The organism is Nigerium sp., assembly GCF_039811905.1.
GTDB lineage: Bacteria > Actinomycetota > Actinomycetes > Propionibacteriales > Propionibacteriaceae > Propioniciclava.
The window spans coordinates 1-20,014 of sequence record NZ_JBDHZL010000006.1; the positions used below are offsets into that span (position 1 = coordinate 1).

Annotated in this window: 16 protein-coding genes; 13 read left to right on the top strand and 3 right to left on the bottom strand. The window is 71.4% G+C overall.

Annotated features, from left to right (window positions below):
- Positions 1-1,690 (bottom strand): sensor histidine kinase (locus WMJ97_RS02685; protein WP_347347417.1); only part of this gene is annotated, 1,690 nt, incomplete at its 3' end.
- A gap of 159 nt (positions 1,691-1,849) precedes the next feature.
- Here WMJ97_RS02685 and WMJ97_RS02690 point away from each other — a divergent pair.
- The 8 genes from WMJ97_RS02690 (at position 1,850) to WMJ97_RS02725 (ending at position 10,717) form a co-directional block, all read left to right on the top strand.
- Positions 1,850-3,196 (top strand): citrate:proton symporter, encoded by a 1,347-nt coding sequence (locus WMJ97_RS02690; protein ID WP_347347418.1) that lies wholly within the window; start codon positions 1,850-1,852, stop codon positions 3,194-3,196.
- Between the two features lie 28 nt (positions 3,197-3,224).
- Complete coding sequence (gene citC, locus WMJ97_RS02695; RefSeq protein ID WP_347347419.1) at positions 3,225-4,292, top strand: [citrate (pro-3S)-lyase] ligase; 1,068 nt, start codon at positions 3,225-3,227, stop codon at positions 4,290-4,292.
- A gap of 19 nt (positions 4,293-4,311) precedes the next feature.
- On the top strand, positions 4,312-4,596 hold the full coding sequence (gene citD / locus WMJ97_RS02700; protein ID WP_347347420.1) for a citrate lyase acyl carrier protein: 285 nt from the start codon (positions 4,312-4,314) through the stop codon (positions 4,594-4,596).
- Positions 4,593-5,498, top strand: a complete 906-nt coding sequence (locus WMJ97_RS02705; protein ID WP_347347421.1) for an aldolase/citrate lyase family protein — start codon at positions 4,593-4,595, stop codon at positions 5,496-5,498. Before citD ends, WMJ97_RS02705 begins: the two co-directional genes overlap by 4 nt.
- Before the next feature lie 10 nt (positions 5,499-5,508).
- Positions 5,509-7,098, top strand: a complete 1,590-nt coding sequence (gene citF, locus WMJ97_RS02710; protein ID WP_347347422.1) for a citrate lyase subunit alpha — start codon at positions 5,509-5,511, stop codon at positions 7,096-7,098.
- Positions 7,095-8,516 (top strand): citrate lyase holo-[acyl-carrier protein] synthase, encoded by a 1,422-nt coding sequence (gene citX / locus WMJ97_RS02715; RefSeq protein WP_347347423.1) that lies wholly within the window; start codon positions 7,095-7,097, stop codon positions 8,514-8,516. The genes citF and citX overlap by 4 nt, the downstream gene beginning before the upstream one ends.
- Before the next feature lie 52 nt (positions 8,517-8,568).
- On the top strand, positions 8,569-9,111 hold the full coding sequence (locus tag WMJ97_RS02720) for a helix-turn-helix domain-containing protein (RefSeq protein ID WP_347347424.1): 543 nt from the start codon (positions 8,569-8,571) through the stop codon (positions 9,109-9,111).
- A gap of 82 nt (positions 9,112-9,193) precedes the next feature.
- Positions 9,194-10,717, top strand: a complete 1,524-nt coding sequence (locus tag WMJ97_RS02725; RefSeq protein WP_347347425.1) for a serine hydrolase domain-containing protein — start codon at positions 9,194-9,196, stop codon at positions 10,715-10,717.
- Here the strand turns inward: WMJ97_RS02725 and WMJ97_RS02730 are convergent.
- Positions 10,714-11,310 (bottom strand): hypothetical protein, encoded by a 597-nt coding sequence (locus WMJ97_RS02730; RefSeq protein ID WP_347347426.1) that lies wholly within the window; start codon positions 11,308-11,310, stop codon positions 10,714-10,716. The two genes, WMJ97_RS02725 and WMJ97_RS02730, sit on opposite strands and share 4 nt — an antisense overlap.
- 59 nt (positions 11,311-11,369) lie before the next feature.
- On the opposite strand from WMJ97_RS02730, the gene aspS reads away from it, so the two are divergent.
- Positions 11,370-13,160 carry an aspartate--tRNA ligase gene (aspS, locus tag WMJ97_RS02735; protein WP_347347427.1) on the top strand — a complete coding sequence of 597 codons (1,791 nt, stop codon included), beginning with the start codon at positions 11,370-11,372 and terminating at the stop codon, positions 13,158-13,160.
- 102 nt (positions 13,161-13,262) lie between these two features.
- Here the strand turns inward: aspS and WMJ97_RS02740 are convergent, their stop codons facing one another.
- Entirely contained in the window at positions 13,263-14,009 is a 747-nt protein-coding gene (locus WMJ97_RS02740) for a PadR family transcriptional regulator (protein ID WP_347347428.1), read from the bottom strand.
- Between the two features lie 111 nt (positions 14,010-14,120).
- On the opposite strand from WMJ97_RS02740, the gene WMJ97_RS02745 reads away from it, so the two are divergent.
- The 4 genes from WMJ97_RS02745 (at position 14,121) to mltG (ending at position 20,010) form a co-directional block, all read left to right on the top strand.
- A complete protein-coding gene (locus WMJ97_RS02745; protein ID WP_347347463.1) occupies positions 14,121-15,527 on the top strand; it encodes a replication-associated recombination protein A in 1,407 nt (468 codons plus the stop codon).
- 130 nt (positions 15,528-15,657) lie between these two features.
- Positions 15,658-18,336 carry an alanine--tRNA ligase gene (gene alaS, locus WMJ97_RS02750; RefSeq protein WP_347347429.1) on the top strand — a complete coding sequence of 893 codons (2,679 nt, stop codon included), beginning with the start codon at positions 15,658-15,660 and terminating at the stop codon, positions 18,334-18,336.
- A 16-nt stretch (positions 18,337-18,352) separates the two neighbouring features.
- Positions 18,353-18,832 (top strand): Holliday junction resolvase RuvX, encoded by a 480-nt coding sequence (gene ruvX / locus WMJ97_RS02755; protein ID WP_347347430.1) that lies wholly within the window; start codon positions 18,353-18,355, stop codon positions 18,830-18,832.
- A complete protein-coding gene (gene mltG / locus WMJ97_RS02760; protein ID WP_347347431.1) occupies positions 18,832-20,010 on the top strand; it encodes an endolytic transglycosylase MltG in 1,179 nt (392 codons plus the stop codon). The genes ruvX and mltG overlap by 1 nt, the downstream gene beginning before the upstream one ends.
- Positions 20,011-20,014: the final 4 nt, after the last annotated feature.

Genomic DNA, 20,014 nt, shown 5'->3' on the forward strand with positions numbered 1-20,014 from the left:
CCGGGCTCCCCGGGCTCGCCGGGCTCCCCGGACTCGCCGGGCTCCCCAGAGCACCCGCACCCCTCGCGCCCTCCGCCCCCGGACGCCTGAGCACGCCGGCCAGCCGCCCCCCGAACGCGGCCCCGTGATCCTCGCCGGAGCGCTGCAGGAGTTCGACATCTCCGCCGTGACGGCGCGCGGTCACTCGCGCCAGGGCGAGCCCGATGCCGTGGGACGCCCGGTCGCCGGGTTTCGTCGTCCACCCCTGCGCGAAGACGTCGTCGGCGTCCGCCTCCGCCACCCCGTCGCCGCTGTCGACGACGTGGAAGACGAGGTCCGGACCGTCCGACAGCACCGTGACCTCGACCCAGGCCGGACGCCTCCCACCCCCGGACGCCGCCCGAAGAGCGTTGTCGATCAGGTTTCCGAGGACCGTGACCGCGTCGAGCGGGCTCGCCAGGCGGCCTTCGACCCACGTCTGGTCGGTGACGCGCAGTTCTACGCCCTGCTCGGACGCCACGGCCCCCTTGGCCACGAGGATGCCCCGAAGATACGGGTCCGCCAGGCCGTCACCGTGGCCGGTCGCCCCGGACAACTCGTCCAGGTACGCGCGCGCCGCGTCGGCGTCCCCGAGGTGCAGCATGCCCGACAGCGCGTGGAGGCGGTTCGTGTACTCATGCGCTTGCGCCCTGAGCGCGTCGGTCAGGGCGCGGGTCGCCTCGAGCTCGCGCCCCAGGTCGTCGAGGTCGGTGCGGTCGGTCAGCGTCACCACGGCGCCGATGTCGCGGCCCAGCCTCCGGACGTCCACGCGGCGCGCCACCAGCACGCGTTCCCCGAGCACGAGCAGTCGTCCGGCATCGGGGGCGACGGCGTCCGGGCTCAACAACTCCGCGACGGCCGGCGGCAGGCCGGCCTCCCGGACGCCGACCCCGGTCGGGATGGGCGTCCCGAGGTAGTCGCGGGCGGCCTGGTTGGCGAGCCGGATGCGTCCGGACTGGTCGACGCCCACCACCCCGGCGAGCGCGCCGCCGAACACGGCGGCGTGCTCGAGCAGCAGGTCGGCCATCTCGTCCAGCTCGAGCCCGTGGGTCATACGGCGCAGGCGCCGCGTCTGGAGCCCGATGATCAGCGCGCTGATCGCGAACGCGGCCAGCCCCACCGACAGCAGGACGACCGCGAGGCGGCGTTGCAGGGCGTCCACGGCGCTGATCGCGATACCGACCGACACCGAGCCGATGACCTGCCCGGACGCCGACCGCAGCGGCACCTTCCCGCGCGCGGACAATCCGAGAGTCCCGCGCTCGATGCCGACGACCTCCCCGCCGGAGAGCGGCACGGACGGATCGGTGCTCACCCGCTGCCCGACCAGCGCCGGGTTGGGGTGGCTGTACCGGATCCCGTCGTCGTCGGTCACCACGACGTAGAGAGCCTGCGTCCGGGCGCGCAGCACCTCGGCGGCGGCCTGCGCGGGGCCGGTCGGGCTCGGCGGGCCCGCCAGCACCCAGGAGGCGAAGCGGGGATCCGCGGACGCCGATCGTGCGATGGCCAGCGCCTGCTGCTCGCTGAGGGACTCGGTGCTGCGGCGCGCAGCGGCGAGGGCGCCCACGAGCGACACGACGGTCACGAACGCGGTCAAGCAGAGCACCATCAAGAGGATGCGCGACCGCCAGGTGAGACCTCGGGCTCGCGCTCCCCGGGCACCGCTGCTCATGGTGAGGACTGTACGGATGGACGCTCGTGAGCGCAATGAGCACAACTGGTTGTATGCGGACATCACCGCTTGTGTGCAGAAGGGTGCCCGGGCCTTTTCCTGGCGTTACTCTTAGCCCGACGCGGGGAGACCTGCGTTCCGAGATCAAAGGAGAGCTCGATGTTGGCAATGTGGGGATTGCTGATCGTCATCATTTTCATGGTGTTGATCATGACGAGGCTGACCTCGCCGTTCACGGCGCTGGTTCTGTCGCCCGTCATCGTGGGTCTGGTGGCGGGTTTCGCCAACCAATTGGGCGCTTTTGCGCTCGCGGGAGTCGTCGGCAGCAAGACGGAAGCGACGGACAAGGGCGTGGCGCCCACCGTCGTCATGTTGATGTTCGCGATTCTTTTCTTCGGATTGATGTTGACCGCGGGATTGTTCGATCCGCTGGTGCATTTCATCCTGCGCATCGTTCAGGGAGACCCGCTGAAGGTGCTCGTCGGAACCGCGATTCTCGCCTCGGCCGTGTCGGTCGACGGCGACGGCTCGACCACCACGATGATCGTGTGTTCGGCCATGATTCCGGTCTACAAGAAGCTGAACATGAAGATGATGGACCTGGCGGTCATCATCATCCTCGCGAACTCGATCATGAACCTGCTGCCCTGGGGCGGCCCGACGGCCCGCATCATCGCCGCCCTCAAGGTCGACGAGGGCGAACTCCTGCGCAAGATCCTGCCCGGCATGGCCATCGCCATCGTGTGGGTCATCATCGTCGCGGTGCTGCGCGGTCTCTCCGAGCGCAAGCGGTTGGGGATCGTGGCGTTGTCGCCGGAGGAAATCGCCGGCCTGCGCGCGAACCTGAACGACGAGGAAGGCGACTCCCTCAAACGGCCGAAGATGATCTGGGTCAACCTGCTGCTGACGCTGCTCGTGATGACGTACCTGATCTTCGGCGGCATGTGGATCATTCCGAAGATTCCGTCGGCGATCATCTTCATGGTCGCGTTCGCCATCGCGCTCCTGATCAACTACCGCAAGCTGTCCGACCAGCGCAAGATCGTCGAGGAGCACGGCGCGAACGCGATGCACGTGGTCACCATGGTGTTGGCCGCCGGCATCTTCATGGGCATCCTGAACCAGTCGCACATGTCCACGGCGATGGGCGAATGGCTGGCCAACGTGGTGCCGTCCTCGATGGCGAGCCACTGGGGACTGGTCGTCGCGCTGGCGTCCGTCCCCGGCACCTTCATGCTGAGCAACGACGCGTTCTACCTCGGCGTGCTGCCGATCCTGTCCCGCACCGGTGAGCAGTACGGCTTCTCGGCGATGGACATGGCGGTCGCCTCCACGACCGGCCAGGCCTTCCACCTGCTCAGCCCGCTGGTCGGCTTCATCTACCTGCTGCTGCACCTGACCGGGGTCGATATGGGCACCTGGCAACGCAAGTCGGCGAAGTGGGCGATCGGCACGTTCGTGGTCTTCCTGTTCAGCATCGCCACATTCGGCGGCGTGCGCCTCTAGGCTGGTGCACGACCAAAGGGGGTCGCTCATGGACGCCGCGCCGGCACTGTCGGTCGTCAGCGTCGCACACGACCCCGACGCTCTCGTCCCGGTCCGGGCCCTGCTCGCGGAGCAGGGCCTGGGCCTCGACGACGACGTCGAGTTGTTCGTCACCGCGCACCGCGGCGAGGACCTCGTCGGGTGCATGGGGCTGGCCGGCAACGTCGTGAAGTGCTCCGCGATCAGCGACGACGAGCGGGGCTTCGGGCTGAGCGCCCGGCTGATGCAAGAGGTCACCTACCAGGCCCTCGACCGCGGCCGCTCCCATCTGTTCGTCTACACCAAGCCCACGAACCGCCGCGTGTTCGAGTCGTTGGGCTTCACGTTCCTCGCGGAGGTGCCCGGCACCGTCGTCCTGCTGGAGAACACCCCGTTCGGGCTCGCCCGCACCTGCCGGCAACTGCGGCGTCACGACTACGTGCCGGCCACCCGCGTCGGCGTCGCCGTGCTGAACGCGAACCCGTTCACGCGTGGCCACGAGTACCTGGTGCGCACCGCCGCCCAGAACGTCGACGTGCTGCACGTCTGGGTCGTCTCCGAGGACGCCTCGATGTTCTCCGCCGACGAGCGCTTCGAGCTCGTGCGCGCCGGCTGCGCGGCCGTCCCCGAGGGGGATCGCATCCGAGTCCGGCGGGGCACCGACTACACCGTGAGCCGGGCGACGTTCCCCAGCTACTTCCTCGGCGACGAGGCCGAGATCGTGCGCGGGGCCGCCGGGCTCGACCTCCAACTGTTCCGCGAGCATCTCGGGCCGGCGATCGGGGCGACGGACCGCTTCGTCGGCACCGAACCCCTGTCGCCCATCACGAACCTGTACAACCAGGAGATGCACCACTGGCTCGAGGAGGCGGCGTCGGCGTCCCCGACCATCCGCGTCCACGAGATCGAGCGCGTCGCCGTCGGCGACGCTCCGGTCTCGGCGAGCCGCGTCCGCGCGCTGTTCGCAGCCGGACGCCTCGACGAGTTGGACGCCCTCGTGCCGCCCACGACACTCGCGTACCTGCGCGCTCGCGCGCACACCGGCCAGACGTCACCGACGCCATCAGTGAAGAAGTGAAGAGGAAAGGAGTCAGGCCATGAGGATCGTCAGAGCGGCGGTCGCCGGGAGCCTGGAGTCGAGCGACGCTCTCGTCAAGGTGTCGCCGAACGACGAGTTGGAGGTGGACATCCAGAGCACCGTGATGGGTCAGTACGGCGACGCGATCACCACGGTGGTGAACGAGACGCTGGAGAAGCTGGGTGTCACCGAGGGCTTCGTCTCCGTCGACGACAAGGGGGCGCTGGACTTCGCGATCCGCGCCCGCGTCCAGGGGGCCGTCTTCCGCGGCTCCGACGAGCAACCCGATTGGAGCCGGCTGTGACCGAGACCACCGAAGTGATGCCTCGCCCGAGGCGCTCCATGCTCTTCGTGCCGGGCTCGAACGCGTCCTGGCTGTCGACGGTGCACGTGTACGGCGCGGACACGGTCATGTTCGACCTGGAGGACAGCGTCGCCCTGCGGGAGAAGGACACCGCCCGGATCCTCGTCCGCGAGGCCCTCATGTCCCCGATCTGGAAAGACGTCGAGGTCTGCGTCCGGGTCAACGCGATCGACACGCCGTTCTTCCGGCCCGACCTGGAGGCGATCGTGCCGGCCGGGGTCGCGATCGTCCGTCTGCCGATGGTCCGCGACGCCGACATGGTGCGCGAGCTCGACCGCGTCCTCACCGAGATCGAGGAGAAATGCGGCCGCGAGGTCGGTTCGACCAAGTGCATGGCCGCCGTCGAGTCGGCGTCCGGCGTCGTCAATGCTGTCCAGATCGCGAAGGCCAGCCCGCGCATGGTGGCGATCGCGCTCGCCGCGTACGACTACATGATCGACATGCACACGGTGCGCGGCACGGCCGCCGACGAGTCCGAGCTCTTCTACGCGCGTTGTGCGGTGCTGCACGCCGCGCGTGTCGCCGGCATCCCGTGCTACGACGTCGTCTACAGCGATGTGAACGACGAGGAGGGCTTCCTCCGCGAGATCGGGATCATCAAGCGGCTCGGCTTCGACGGAAAGTCGCTCGTGAACCCCCGTCAGATCGAGCCGCTGCACAACGCGTACGCTCCGACGGAGGCCGAGGTCGACCGGGCCAAGCGCGTGATCGAGGCGGCCGACAAGGCCGAGGCCGAGGGTCTCGGCGTCGTGTCGCTGGACGGAAAGATGGTGGACGCCCCCATTGTGGCGAGCGCCTACCGCACGGTGCGGCTGGCCGAGTTGTCCGGGACCAGGCGCTGAGGGGACGACGATGACTGAAACACAAACCACGGAAACCACTCAGGCCGCCCAGGCCGCGCCCGAGGCGTCCACGACCACGCCGGCACCGCCGGCCGACCCGGCTCACCCGGCCGAGTTGGACGCCCTCCCCGCGTTCAGCGGTTGGGCGGCCAAGATGCCGTACCTGCGCGACTCGAAGGCGAAGCGCCGCCGCAAGGTCATGCGCTCGCTCAAGGAAGCCATCATCCGCAGCGGGCTCACCGACGGCGACACGATCAGCTTCCATCACCACTTCCGCGAGGGCGACAAGGTCATCCTCCAGGTGGTGAGCCAGCTCGCCGAGCTGGGCCTGGGGAACCTGACGCTGGCGTCCTCGTCGCTGAACAACTGCCACGCCGGGCTCGTCGAGTACATCCGCAGCGGCGTCATCGGCCGGATCTACACGTCCGGCATGCGCGGCGAACTGGCCCGGCAGATCTCGGCGGGCGGCCTGCTCCAGCACCCGGTGACGATCCACTCGCACGGCGGTCGCGCCGCGCTCATGGAGACCGGCGAGCTGAAGCCCAAGGTCGCCTTCCTCGGCGTCTCGGCGTGCGACGAGTACGGCAACGCGAACGGCTTCACCGGGCGCGCGCACTGCGGCTCGCTCGGCTACGCCCGGACGGACGCCCAGTACGCCGAGCAGGTGATCCTGCTGACCGAGCAGATCGTCGACTACCCGAACACGCCGGCGTCGATCCGCCAGGACCAGGTCGACTTCGTCGTCGAGGTCGACGAGGTGGGCGACCCCTCCCGCATCAACGTGGGCGCTGTCCGCAACACGAAGAACCCGCGCGACCTGCTCATCGCCCGCCGCGCGGCCGCCGTCATGGAATTCGGCGGCTACTTCGAGGACGGCTTCTCTATGCAGACCGGCTCGGGCGGCGCGGCCACCGCGACGACGCTCTACCTGAAGGACCGCATGGAGCGCGCCGGCATCAAGGCCGCGTGGGCGCTGGGCGGCATCACGGGCACGCTGGCGTCGCTGCACGAGCAGGGCCTCGTCGGACGCCTGCTCGACGTGCAGTCGTTCGACGCCGGAGCCGCGGAGTCGCTCGCGACCTCGCCCGCCCACACGGAGATCTCGGCGGCCGAGTACGCGTCGCCGCTGGCGAAGGCCTGCTGCGTGGACGAGCTCGACATGGTGATCCTGTCCGCCCTGGAGATCGACCTGAAGTTCAACGTGAACGTCCTCACGGGGTCCGACGGGCTCATGATGGGCGCCTCCGGCGGGCACTGCGACACGGCGGCGGGCGCCAAGCTGGTGATCGTCGTGGCGCCGCTGATCCGCTCGCGCATCCCCACCGTGGTGGAGAAGGTGTCGACGCTCATCACGCCCGGCGACAACGTGGACGTCCTGGTGACCGACTACGGCATCGCTGTCAACCCGCGCAGCGTGGGCGTGGCCGAGCGGCTGAGGGCGGCCGGGCTGAAACCGACCACCATCGGCGACCTGTACGAGCAGGCGCTCAAGATCTGCGGCAAGCCGCGGCAGATCGAGCGGGGCGACGAGATCGTCGGCATCGTCCGGTACCGCGACGGTTCGGTGATCGACACGGTCAGGAACGTGCCGAGCGCGTGACGGACGCCGAGGCCGTCCTGCGGCGACGCGAGGAGCGGCGGGCAACGCACGAGGCGTTGCTCGCCCGCTTCGCGCTTCCGGTGGTGAGCATCACCGTCGTCGCCCCAGGCCCGCTCAAGGATTCGCCGGCGATCCGTCGGCGGCTTCAGGCCGCGGACGCCGCCGTGCGTGCCTGCGTCGCGGGCGCCGGCTGGACCGTCGTCGAGTCGTGTGACCTCGGCGGTCCGACCGGGCCCGAGTCGATCTTCGTGGTGGACGCCGAGCCGCGCGCCCTCAAGCGGGCGCTCGTCGCGCTCGAGGACGCCCATCCCGGCGGCCGGCTGTGGGATGTCGACGTGGTCTGCGCCGGCCCGTACGGCCCTCAGCCGCTCGGACGCGGCGAGCTGGGCGAGGCCCCGCGCCGCTGCGTGCTGTGCGAGCGGCCCGCGCACGCCTGCGCGCGTGCGCGCCGCCACCCGCTCCCGGTGCTGCTGGCCGGCATCGAGGCCGTGGACGCGGGGGCTGCCGTCCCGGGGGACGCCGCCGCGTGGGCCTCGCTCGCCGCGGAGGCGCTGCGGGTCGAGGCGCGCCTCACCCCCAAGCCCGGCCTGGTGGACGCCGCCGGCTCCGGCTCGCACGACGACATGACGCTCGACACGCTGCTGGCCAGCGCGGACGCCCTGGAGGAATGGTTTCTCGGGTGCGTCCTGCTCGGCCGCGCGCAGGGGGCGAGGGCAGAGGCGTCCGACGCCCGGAGCCCCGGCGTCGACGAGGCCGCGCTCGACGACCTCGTCGCGATGGGCAAGGCGGCCGAGGACGCGATGCTCACGGCGACGGGCGGCGTCAACACGCACCGCGGCGCGCTGTTCTCGCTCGGGTTGATCCTGGGGGCGGTCGGTCAGGCGACCGCGGGCGGGCGGCGTCCCGACGTGGACGCGGTGTGCGCGGACGCCGGCCGCGTGGCCGGCGTGCTGCGCGACCGGTGGGCCCGCTCGCTCGGCGCGCGCGCCGCCCGAGACCAGGCCGGATCGCACGGGGAGCGAGCGTACCTGGCCGCCGGGACGGGCGGGATCCGGGCCGAGGCGGCGTCCGGGTTCGCGACGGTCCGCGGGGCGGGGCTGCCGGCGCTGCGGGAGCGGCGGGCGGCGTCCGGGGGTGCGGGCCGCGAGGACGCCGCCCTCCTGTGGGCGCTCGTGTCGCTGATGGCCGTCGTGGACGACTCCAACATGGTCACGCGCGGGGGAGTGGCCGGGCTGCGCGAGGCGCAGGCGTGGGCGTCCGGGCTGGTGAGCAGGCGTCCGGACGACGACGCGCTCGTCGCCGAGCTGCGCGCCGCCGACGACCGGTTCGTGGCCCGCCGGTGGAGCCCGGGTGGCTCGGCGGACCTGTTGGCCCTGACCTGGTTTCTCGATCGCGTCGGCGCGATCGGTCGGGATTGACGAACCGCGCCCCGCGCTTGATCGTTAGTTCGTATTTCCGTATTATCGGAGCATGAACGCCGACGAACCCACCCTCGAGCAGCGGGTCGCGCGCCTGGAGGCCCTCGTGGAGGCCCTCCAGGCCGGCGGCGCGGGTGGGGGCGCGGGCTCCGCGCAGGCGGACCGGTCGCCGGCAGGTCCGGCGCTCGACCCCGACACCTTCTGGGCGCTGGAGGAGCTGATCCGGCGCGCCCCCGAGGGGGCCCTGCTCTACACGGGTGCGTTCGATGTGGCCGATCGCGGCCCGGTGCGCTGGCAGTACGGGGGGACGCCCGACGAACTGCTGGCCGCCGACCCCGACGACCTCGCGGTCACGCTGGACGCCCTCGCGCACCCCGTGCGCATCACGCTGCTGCAGCTCGTGCTGGGCGGCGTCCGGACGACGTCCGAGCTGGCTGAGCGCCCCGAGCTCGCCTCCACCGGGCAACTGCACCACCACCTGCGCATCCTCGTGTCCGCCGGCTGGCTGACCAGCCCGTCGCGCGGGCGCTACGACGTGCCGGCGTCCCGGATCGTCCCGCTGCTGACGATCTGGCTCGCCGCGCGTCCCACCTGACCGTCCTCCACTGACCCCCTTCACCGCCACCGACCGCCGGCCGGGCGCTGCGCCCTGCCCTGACGACGAACGGAGCACCGCCATGTCCACGACGCCGACCACCTCCGCGACGAACGCCACCCCTCCCCACGACGCCCCCTCCGGACGCCTCGGACGCCTCACCCGACGCCGCCTCGGCCTGATCGCGCTCGTCGGCGCCGTCCTCGGCACGCTCGTCGCCCTCGCGGCGGGCGTCGGGGCGCCGCACCCGGTGGGCGATCACGGGGACGCCGCGCTCGCGGCGCGCGTCCGGGCCCAGATCGCCGACGACCGCGGGTTCGCGTCCCTGTCGGTGGCCGAGGTCACCCCCGAGCGGGTCACGTGGGCCGGGCTGGGGGAGGCGTCCCCGGGGGTGCCGCCGACCTCCGGGACGCCGTACCCGCTGGGCTCGATCACGAAGACGTTCAACGGCATGCTGCTCGCGGACGCCGTCCGGCGCGGCGAGGTCCGGCTCGACCAGCGCGTCGACACGCTGCTGCCGGGGCTTCGCGGCAGCGAGGCCGGCGGCGTCACCCTGGAGGAGCTGGCCAGCCACCGCTCGGGCCTGCCGCGGCTGCTGCCGTCGGAGATGGCGTGGGGGGCGGCGTCCGCGTTCTCGCTGGGCAACCCGTACCGCCTGAGCCGCGAGCAGCTCGTCGAGGGGGCCGCGCGAACGCCCCTGTCCGGCCGCGGAACCGTCGCCTACTCGAACCTGGGGGCCTCCCTGCTGGGCCACGCCCTGGCCGCGGCCGCGGACGCGCCCGACTGGGAGACCCTCGCCCGCGAGCGGCTCTGGACGCCGCTCGGCATGACGTCCACGCGCGAGGCCTCCGTGCCCCAGGACATCCCCGCGGGGACGGCCGTGGAGCGCACGGCGTCCGGCGGGCACCCCACCCCGTGGACGACCGAGGGCCAGGCGCCCATGGGGGCGTCCGTCTGGACGACCGCCGACGACCTGGCGCGCTACGCGCAGGGCGTCCTGACCGGCCGGGCGCCCGGCATGGCGGCCCTCGAGCCCCACTGGGACGCCTCCGGGCGCGCCCGCGTCGGGCTGCACTGGTTCACCAGCGAGGTCGACGGACGGACGTTCGCCTGGCACAACGGCGGGACCTCCGGCGGCCGGACGATGCTCGTGGTCGACCGGGACGCCCGGCGCGCCTACCTGGTGCTGGGCAGTTCGACCCGCGAGGTCGACGACATCGCGATGGGCCTGGCGACCAACGGGCGCGTCGAGTCCCGCCCCGAGCTGCCGATCGTGGGCCTCGTCGTGCTGGGTTTGGCGTTGCTGACCGGGATCGGGGCGTTCCGGCAGGCCGGCCGGCCGGCGACGCGCGCCCAGCGCGCCGAGACCCTCCTGAGCGGCACGGCGTTCGCCATCCTGCTCGTGCGCGTCGGCCCCTGGACGCTGCTGCCCGGCTGGCTCGCCGGCGCGCTGGTGGGGGCGATGATCCCGGCGCTGGTCGTGGCCGGTCTCGGGCTGGTGGCGGGTCCGCACCGGACGGAGGGCCCGGTGCGGACGGTGCTCGGCTGGCTCGGCGCGCTGGTCGGCGCGGCGCTGCTCGCGGTCGCCGCGTCCGGGGTGATCTAACCCTTCTTCGGCGTCCGTTCGATGAGGAACTTCTGCAGCAGGTTCGTCGTCCGGGCGGCCGGCTCGGCGTCCGCGGAGACGAACGGCTTGGCGCGGAAGCGCACCTGCATGACCGTCGCGCGCGTGCCCTTCCAGGGCTGGTAGGCGTTGAAGATGATCTGGTAGGCGGTGCCGTCCAGTTCGCCGCGGACGGTGCAGGACGCGGTCTCGACGCGGTCGTCGCCCATCGGGTTGGGCAGGTTCGGCGCGTCGGACGCCTTCGTCATCTGCTTCGCGCTGGCCTTCGCGTTGGCGCCGCAGAGCGTGGCGGCGGGCAGCCGCCTCGGCGGGTTGTAGTCGCTGACGGCCATCACGGTGTCGCCCCGGCCGTTCCACGAGGCGGTGATCGTGTCCTCGCCTCCCGAGCTGGTCTGCTGGTCGATCGTCCAGCGGGGGTCGAGCGTCAGTTCGAGCGTGCCCTGCTTGACGACGACCCATCCCTGCGGGGTCGACGACGGCGGGCCGGGGATCGGCGCTGCCGACTCCGAGGGCGTCGGCGTCGTCGCCTGTCCGCCGGGGGACGCCGCTCGGTTCGCCAGCGCGCGGCCGGGCATGGCAAGATCGCTGGGTGAGCCCGCACCGTCTATGCGGGCCGATAGAAAGGAACATCGTCATGCTGCGAACCCACGACGCCGGAAGCCTGCGGGCCGAAGACGCGGGCAAGACCGTCACCCTCGCCGGTTGGGTGGGGCGACGACGAGACCATGGCGGTGTCGCCTTCATCGACCTTCGCGACGCCTCGGGCATCGCCCAGGTGGTGGTGCGTGACGAGATCCTCGAGTCGTCCGGGGCGCACGACCTGCGCAACGAGTTCTGCATCCAGGTGACAGGCGTCGTCGAGTTGCGTCCCGACGGCAACGCCAACCCCGACCTGCCCACGGGCGACATCGAGGTGGCGATCACCGAGCTGACGGTGCTGAACCCGTCGGCGCCGCTGCCGTTCCAGATCGACGAGCGCCTCAACGTGGGCGAGGAGGCGCGGCTGCGCTACCGCTACCTCGACCTGAGGCGTCCGGCGCCCGCGGCGGCGATCCGGCTGCGCAGCAAGGTGAGCCGGGCCGCGCGCGACGTGCTGCTCGACCGCGAGTTCGTCGAGATCGAGACCCCGACCCTGACGCGGTCGACGCCCGAGGGCGCGCGCGACTTCCTCGTGCCCGCCCGCCTCGCGCCGGGCAGTTGGTACGCGCTGCCGCAGAGCCCGCAGCTGTTCAAGCAGTTGCTCATGGTCGCCGGCATGGAGCGCTACTTCCAGATCGCGCGCTGCTACCGCGACGAGGACTTCCGCGCCGACCGGCAGCCCGAGTTCACCCAGCTCGACATCGAGATGAGCTTCGTCGACCAAGACGACATCATCGAGCTCGGCGAGGCGATCGCGAAGAGCGTGTGGAAGCTGATCGGGGTCGACCTGCCGACGCCGTTCCCGCGCATGACGTTCGCCGACGCGATGGACCATTACGGCTCCGACAAGCCCGATCTGCGCTTCGACAACCCGATCCAGGAGGTCACGGACTTCTTCGCCGACACCCCGTTCAGGGTGTTCCAGGCGCCGTACGTCGGGGCGGTCGTCATGCCCGGCGGCGGCTCGCAGCCGCGCCGCACGTTCGACGCCTGGCAGGAGTGGGCGAAGCAGCGCGGCGCGAAGGGCCTCGCCTACGTCACCGTCGGCGACGGCGGCGAGCTCGGCGGCCCCGTCGCGAAGAACATCTCGGACGCCGAGCGCGCCGGTCTGGCCGCCCGCGTCGGCGCGCAGCCCGGGGACTGCATCTTCTTCGGCGCGGGGGAGCGGACGGCGTCGCAGAGCCTGCTCGGGGCCGCGCGCCTCGAGATCGGACGCCGCTGCGGCCTGATCGACGAGGACGCCTGGAGCTTCCTGTGGGTCGTGGACGCGCCGCTGTTCAAGTCGGCGTCCGAGGCGAAGGCCGAGGGCGACGTCGCCGTCGGCGGCGGCGCGTGGACGGCGGTTCACCACGCCTTCACCTCGCCGAAGCCCGAGTGCCTCGACACGTTCGACACCGATCCGGGCCACGCGCTGGCGTACGCCTACGACATGGTGTGCAACGGCAACGAGATCGGCGGCGGGTCGATCCGTATCCACCGGCGCGACGTGCAGGAGCGGGTGTTCAAGGTCATGGGGCTCGGCCCCGAGGAGGCGCAGGAGAAGTTCGGCTTCCTCTTGGACGCTTTCCAGTTCGGGGCGCCGCCGCACGGCGGCATCGCCTTCGGCTGGGACCGCATCGTGGCCCTGCTGAGCAAGTCGGAGTCGATCCGCGAGGTCATCGCCTTCCCGAAGACCGGCAACGGTTACGACCCGCTCACGCAGGCCCCGGCGCCGATCTCCGCGCAGCAGCGCAAGGAGGCCGGCGTGGACTTCAAGCCGGAGGCGTCCAAGAAGCCCGCCGTGTGACGTTTCTCTGCGACGTTCTCCACACTCTGGTGTCGAGAACGTCGCACGCCCCACGCGGTCATGCCGCGTGGGGCGTGCGACGAGAGCGCCCTCCCAGGGGCCTCACTCGGGTCGATCATTCTCCTTGTCGGCGTCGTCCTCGGCCAGCAGGCCGAACAACCGCCGCCGGGCGTCGGTGAGGACGCCCTCGGCGTCCGCGATCTGCTCGGACGTTCCCGACGTCATCACCGCCTTCGTCGCCATCGCGAGCGAGCCGTAGGCGCGCCATAGACGCACCGCGTCGTCGGGATGGAGCGGGCCGAACTCGTCGTTCACCGCGTCCCAGGGCTTGGGGTCGATGTCGGTGGCGACGCCCCGGCCGGTCTCGGTCAGGCGGAACGCCTTCGCCCCGTCGTTGTCGAAGGCCTCGATGAGGCCCTCATCCTCGAGCGCGGACAGCTGCGGGTAGACCGCGCCCGGGCTGGGCTTCCAGACGCCGTTCGTCTTCTCGGCGAGCCCCTGGATGAGCTGGTATCCGTTGCACGGCTGCTCGAGCAGCAGGGCGAGGACGGCCAACCGGACGTCCCCGCGGCGCGCCCGCCGGACACCGGGGCCGTGGTGCCGCCCGGGCCCGAAGCCCATCGGCCCGGGGCCACCCGGCCCGCCCGGCCCGAACCCGCGTCCGAGGCCCTCGGCCTCGAACTCGCCGGGACCGAAGCCCTCACGGCCCCGTGTTCCCCGCGGACGCCCACGGCGTCCTTCTCGGCGCTCGGCACCCTCGGCTCGGCGCCGGCCGCGCCCCGCGCGACGACCGAGGTCGTCGCCGTCATTCATCATCAGCCACCACGGCTGTCGCATGGCGTAGTCCATGACGTTCTCCTTTCGTCGTCTACGTACTACTAACGATATATCGCGAGTGTTCGTCTGGCAAGTCCGCCGTTCTGTCGGCCCGCCCGCCTAGGATGGCGAGCCGTGACGGACCTGTTCGGAAACCCCGACCCCCCGGCGCGCGCCGGCGAGGCGTCCTCGCCCCGCGGGGGCTCGCTGTCGAGCGCCGATCACGCGAACCTGCCGCTCGCCGTGCGCATGCGGCCGGTCACGCTCGACGAGATCGTGGGCCAGCAGCACCTGCTCGGCCCGGGCTCGCCGCTGCGGCGGCTGGCCGAAGGGCGGCCGATGAGCGTGTTCCTGTGGGGGCCGCCGGGCGTCGGCAAGACGACGATCGCCTCGGTGGTCTCGCGCGCCACCAACCGCCGCTTCGTCGAGTTGTCGGCGGTGACGGCGGGCGTCCGGGAGGTCCGCGCCGAGCTCGAGGCCGCTAAGCGCGAGCTCGCGCGGGGCACCAGCACGGTGCTCTTCGTCGACGAGGTGCACCGGTTCAACAAGGCCCAGCAAGACGTGCTGCTGCCCGCCGTCGAGAACCGCCTCGTCACGCTCATCGCGGCCACGACCGAGAACCCGAGCTTCTCGGTCATCTCGCCGCTGCTGAGCCGCTCGCTGTTGCTCACGCTGAAACCCCTGACCGACGACGACATCGGCGTCCTGCTCGACCGGGCGCTGACCGACGAGCGCGGGCTCGTCGCCCCGGGCGGCGAGCGGTACACGCTCACCCCCGACGCCCGGTCCACGCTCGTGCGCATGGCGGGCGGGGACGCGCGGCGCGTCCTCACCTACGCCGAGGAGGCGGCGGCGTCCGCGTCGGCTCGGGGCGCGACCGAGATCGACGCCGACACCGTCGAGAAGTCGGTCGACCGCGCGGCGCTGCGCTACGACAAGGACGGCGACCAGCACTACGACGTCATCAGCGCGTTCATCAAGAGCGTCCGGGGCAGCGACGTGCAGGCGGCGCTGCACTACCTGGCCCGCATGATCGAGGCCGGGGAAGACCCGCGGTTCATCGCCCGGCGCCTCATCATCCTCGCCAGCGAAGACATCGGGATGGCGGCCCCCTCCGTGCTGCAGACCGCCGTGGCCGCGGCGCAGGCCGTCCAGCTCATCGGGATGCCCGAGGCGCGCATCAACCTGGCCCAGGCGACGGTCGCCGCGGCCACCGCCCCCAAGTCGAATGCGGTGATCATGGCCATCGACGCCGCCCTGGCCGACGTCCGCTCGGGGCGGGTCGGCGAGGTTCCGGCCCACCTGCGCGACGCGCACTATCCGGGCGCCAAGGCGCTCGGGCACGGCGAGGGCTACCGGTACGCCCACTCCTACCCCCATGGCGTCGCCGCGCAGACCTACCTGCCCGACGTGCTCGAGGGCGCCCAGTACTACCGCCCGACGGGCAACGGCAACGAGGCCGCGATCGCGGAGCGGCTCGGCGTCCTCGACGAGCTTCTCGGCCGGACGCCGCCCGCCGGCCGGTCGCCGGCCGACGGGGCGTCCGGCTGATCTTCCGGACGCCCGGGCCCGACTCCCAACCCCCGCCCCTCCGGCTGGGATTGTCGGCGGCGTGCACTAGGCTGCGCATGGCCGCTCCGGCAGGGGCGTCCGCATTCGTACCTGACGAAGGATGGCTTTGATGAAGACCGCCGAGATCCGGCGCCGCTACCTCGATTACTTCGCGCAGCACGGCCACACGCTCGTGCCGTCGGCGTCGCTGGTCTACAACGACCCGACGCTGCTGTTCGTGAACGCGGGCATGGTGCCCTTCAAGCCCTACTTCACCGGCGCCGAGCCGGCCCCCTACGACCGGGCCGTGAGCTGCCAAAAATGCGTGCGGACGCTCGACATCGAGGAGGTCGGCAAGACCACGCGTCACGGCACCTTCTTCCAGATGCTCGGCAACTTCAGCTTCGGCGACTACTTCAAGGAAGGCGCGATCAACTTCGCGTGGGAGTTGGTCACGGGTTCTCAGGACGCCGGGGGCCTCGGCTTCGACCCCGAGCAGGTCTGGGTCACCGTGCTCGGGCCGGGCTACCACCCCGACTACCCCGAGGGCGACGCCGAGGCGGCGTCCTACTGGCGGTCCGTCGGTGTGCCCGACGAGCGCATCCAGCGCCGCAGCCTCAAAGACAACTACTGGCACATGGGCATCCCGGGCCCCGGGGGGCCGTGCTCCGAGATCTACATCGACCGCGGCCCGCAGTTCGGGGCGGACGGCGGCCCGGCGGTGGATGAAGACCGGTTCCTCGAGATCTGGAACCTCGTGTTCCAGCAGGAGGATCTGTCGGAGGTCCGGGCGAAAGACGACTTCGACATCATCGGCCCGCTGCCCAGCCAGAACATCGACACCGGCGCCGGCCTCGAGCGCATCGCCTACCTCATGCAGGGCAAGGCGAACATGTACGAGATCGACGAGGTCTACCCAGTGTTCGCGAAGGCGGCCGAGCTGGCGGGCAAGAGCTACGGCGCGAACCACGACGACGACGTCCGCATGCGCGTGGTCGGCGACCACATCCGCAGCTCCCTGATGCTGATGACCGACGGCGTCACCCCGGGCAACGAGGCGCGCGGCTACGTGCTGCGCCGGCTGCTGCGCCGCAGCATCCGCGCGATGCGGCTGCTGGGCGTCGAAGACCAGGTGCTGCCCGAGCTGCTGCCGGTGAGCCGCGACCTCATGCGCGCGTCCTACCCCGAGATCGACGCCGAGTGGCCGCGGGTCTCCGAGGTCGCGTACGCGGAAGAGGCGGCGTTCCGGCGCACGTTGGCGGCCGGCACGCAGATCTTCGACGTCGCCGTCGGGCGCGCGAAGAGCGCGGGGGCCACCGTGCTGGCGGGCGACCAGGCGTTCCAGCTGCACGACACCTACGGGTTCCCGATCGACCTCACGCTCGAGATGGCGTCCGAGGCGGGGCTCGAGGTCGACCAGGCCGAGTTCAAGCGCCTCATGCAAGAGCAGAAGGATCGGGCGAAGGCCGACGCGCGCGCCAAGAAGGGCGGGGCGGCGTCCACCGAGGCGTACCGCCAGCTGCGCGACGCGGGGGAGACGCCGTTCCTGGGCTACACCGACCTGACCACGGTGTCGCCGGTGCGCGGCATCGTGTCCGACGGCAAGCTGATCGGCTCGGCGCGCCCGGGCGACGTGGTCGAGGTCGTCCTCGACGAGACGCCGTTCTACGCCGAGGCCGGCGGGCAGGACGCGGATACCGGCCTCATCACCGGCGACGGCCTCTCGCTCGACGTGGTCGACGTGCAGCGGCCGGTCGCCGGGTTGACCGTCCACAAGGTCATGGTCACCGAGGGCGAGTTGACGGTCGGCCAGCAGGTCACGGCCGAGGTGGACGCGGCGGCGCGCTTCGGCGCCTGCCAGGCCCACACGGCGACGCACATCGTGAACGCGGCGCTGCGGCAGATGCTCGGCCAGGGCACCCACCAGGCGGGCTCGTACAACAAGCCGGGCTACCTCCGCTTCGACTTCAACTCCACCCACGGCCTGTCCGGCGCCATGCGCAGCGAGTTGGAGGGCATCGCGAACGAGGCGATCCGCTCCGACTACGAGGTCACCGACTCCCAGATGCCCCTGGCCGAGGCGAAGGCCCTCGGCGCGCAGGCGATGTTCGGCGAGAAGTACGGCGAGGTCGTCCGGGTGGTCGAACTCGCCGGGCCCTGGTCGCGCGAGCTGTGCGGCGGCACGCACGTGGGCCGCACCTCGCAGATCGGGCTGCTGAACCTGGTGGGCGAGCAGTCGGTCGGCTCCGGCATCCGGCGCGTCGAGGCCCTGGTGAGCCAGGACGCCTTCGCGCGCTTCGCCGCCGAGCGCGCGTTGATCGCGACGCTGTCGGACGCGCTGAAGACCCAGCCCGAGCAGCTCGCCGAGCGCGTCGAGAAGATGGCGGCCCAGCTCAAGGCGGCCGAGAAGCAGATCGCCGATCTCAAGGCAGCGCAGCTGCTCGGCAGCGTGAGCAGCCTGGCGGCGACCGCGTCCGACGCAGGGGCGGTCAAGCTGGTCGCTCAGAAGGTGCCCGGTGTCGGCGGCAATGAGCTGCGAACCCTCGCGCTCGAGATCCGGCAGGCCGTCGGGGCACAGCCTGCGGTGGTCGCGCTCGTCGGGGGCACCGAGGCCAAGCCCGTGGTGACCGTCGTCACGAACGAGGCGGCGCGGGCGGCCGGGGCCAAGGCCGGGCACCTGGTCGGGGCGGCGGCGTCCCGGCTCGGGGGCCGCGGCGGCGGGAAGGACGACATCGCCCAGGGCGGCGGCACGAACGGGGCGGGAGCCGACGACGCGCTCGCCGCCGTGCGCGCGTCCCTGGCGGGGTGACGGGGCGTCCGGGCGCATGAGCGGTTTTCGCACCGGGGCGCGGCTGGCCCTCGATTGGGGGCAGGCGCGCATCGGCGTTGCGTCGTGCGATCCGTTGGGCACCCTGGCCTATCCTGTTGAAACAATTGCAAACGCCGCTGACGAGACGGCGGTTCTCGCCCGGTTGACCGCGTTGGTCGCCGAGTACGAGCCGATCGAGTTCGTGATGGGCCTCCCGCGTCATCTCGCGGGGGTAGAAGGGGCTGCCGCCAAGGGCGTCCGCGAGCGAGCGGCGTTGCTGGCCGCCCGGTTTCCCGACATCCCGATCCGCCTCGTCGACGAGCGGCTGACGACCGTCGTGGCCTCGCAACAGATGCGGGCCGCGGGGCGCAGCAGCAAGCGGCAGCGTTCGGTGATCGATCAGGCGGCTGCCGTCGCGATCCTCACCAGCGCACTGGCCACCGAACGCAACACCGGGCGTCCGGCGGGTGAACTGATCACGGGGAAGGACGCTTGATGGCAGGTCATCGGTACAAAGAGCGCGACACGTTGCGCGATCCCGATACCGGCGAGTGGGACAAGAAGGAGTTGCGGCACCGGGCCAAGAGTTGGGCCGCCGTCGCGCTGGCGTTCAGCGTCTTCCTCGTGGGTGGCATCTTCCTCGCGACCAAGGCCATCGGCGTCTGGCAAGACTTCCGCAGCAAGGGCGATTACGCCGGGTCGGGCGTGGCCGACGTCACGGTCGACATCCCGAGCGGGGCGAGCGTGCTGAAGATCGGCTCGATCCTGGAGAGCGCCGACGTGGTGAAGGACGCGAAGACCTTCCAGCAGGCGGCGTCCATGCGGCCCGACGAGGCGCAGAAGCTGCAGGCGGGCCGGTACAAGCTCCGCACGCAGATCCCCGCCGCGACCGCGCTCGACATGCTGCTCGACCCGAGCCGGTCGGTGAAGATCATGATGCAGGTGCGCGAGGGCCAGCGGATGTCGCAGGAGCTCGCGTCGATGGCGAAGGCGTCCGGCATCTCCCAAGACGATCTGGCGTCCGTCATCGATCGGAGTTCCGCGGCCGAGCTCGGGTTGCCGAACTGGGCCCAGCCGCCGCTCAATGCGACGAAGGCCGAGGGCTTCCTGTTCCCCGACACCTATCAGGTGCCGAACAATCCGACCGCCGAGTCGGTGGTCAAGGTGCCGATCGCCCAGTTCAACCAGGTCGCCAGCTCCCTCGATTTCGCGAACAAGGCGAAGGCGACCCCCGTCAAGGACCCGTGGAAGGTGCTCATCGTCGCCAGCATCATCGAGCGCGAGGTCTACCGCGATGAGGACCGGCCGAAGGTGGCGCGCGTGCTCTACAACCGCCTCAACAAGGGCATGCGCCTCCAGCTCGACTCGACCGTCGCCTACGCCGTCAACAAGACGAACACGATCTGGACCACGCCGGAGGACCGGCAGTCGCGCAGCAAGTACAACACCTACCGCTACGACGGGCTGCCCCCGGGGCCGATCTCCGCGCCGGCGCAGAAGGCTCTCGAGGCGGCGCTCAACCCGGCGCCGGGCGATTGGACGTACTTCGTCCCGATCAACCTCGACACCGGCGAGACCGCGTTCACCAACAGCAAGGCCGAGCACGATGCGGCGGCGGCGAAGCTGCAGGCCTGGTGCAAGGCGTCCCCGGCGAACCAGAAGAAGTGCGCCTGAGGCG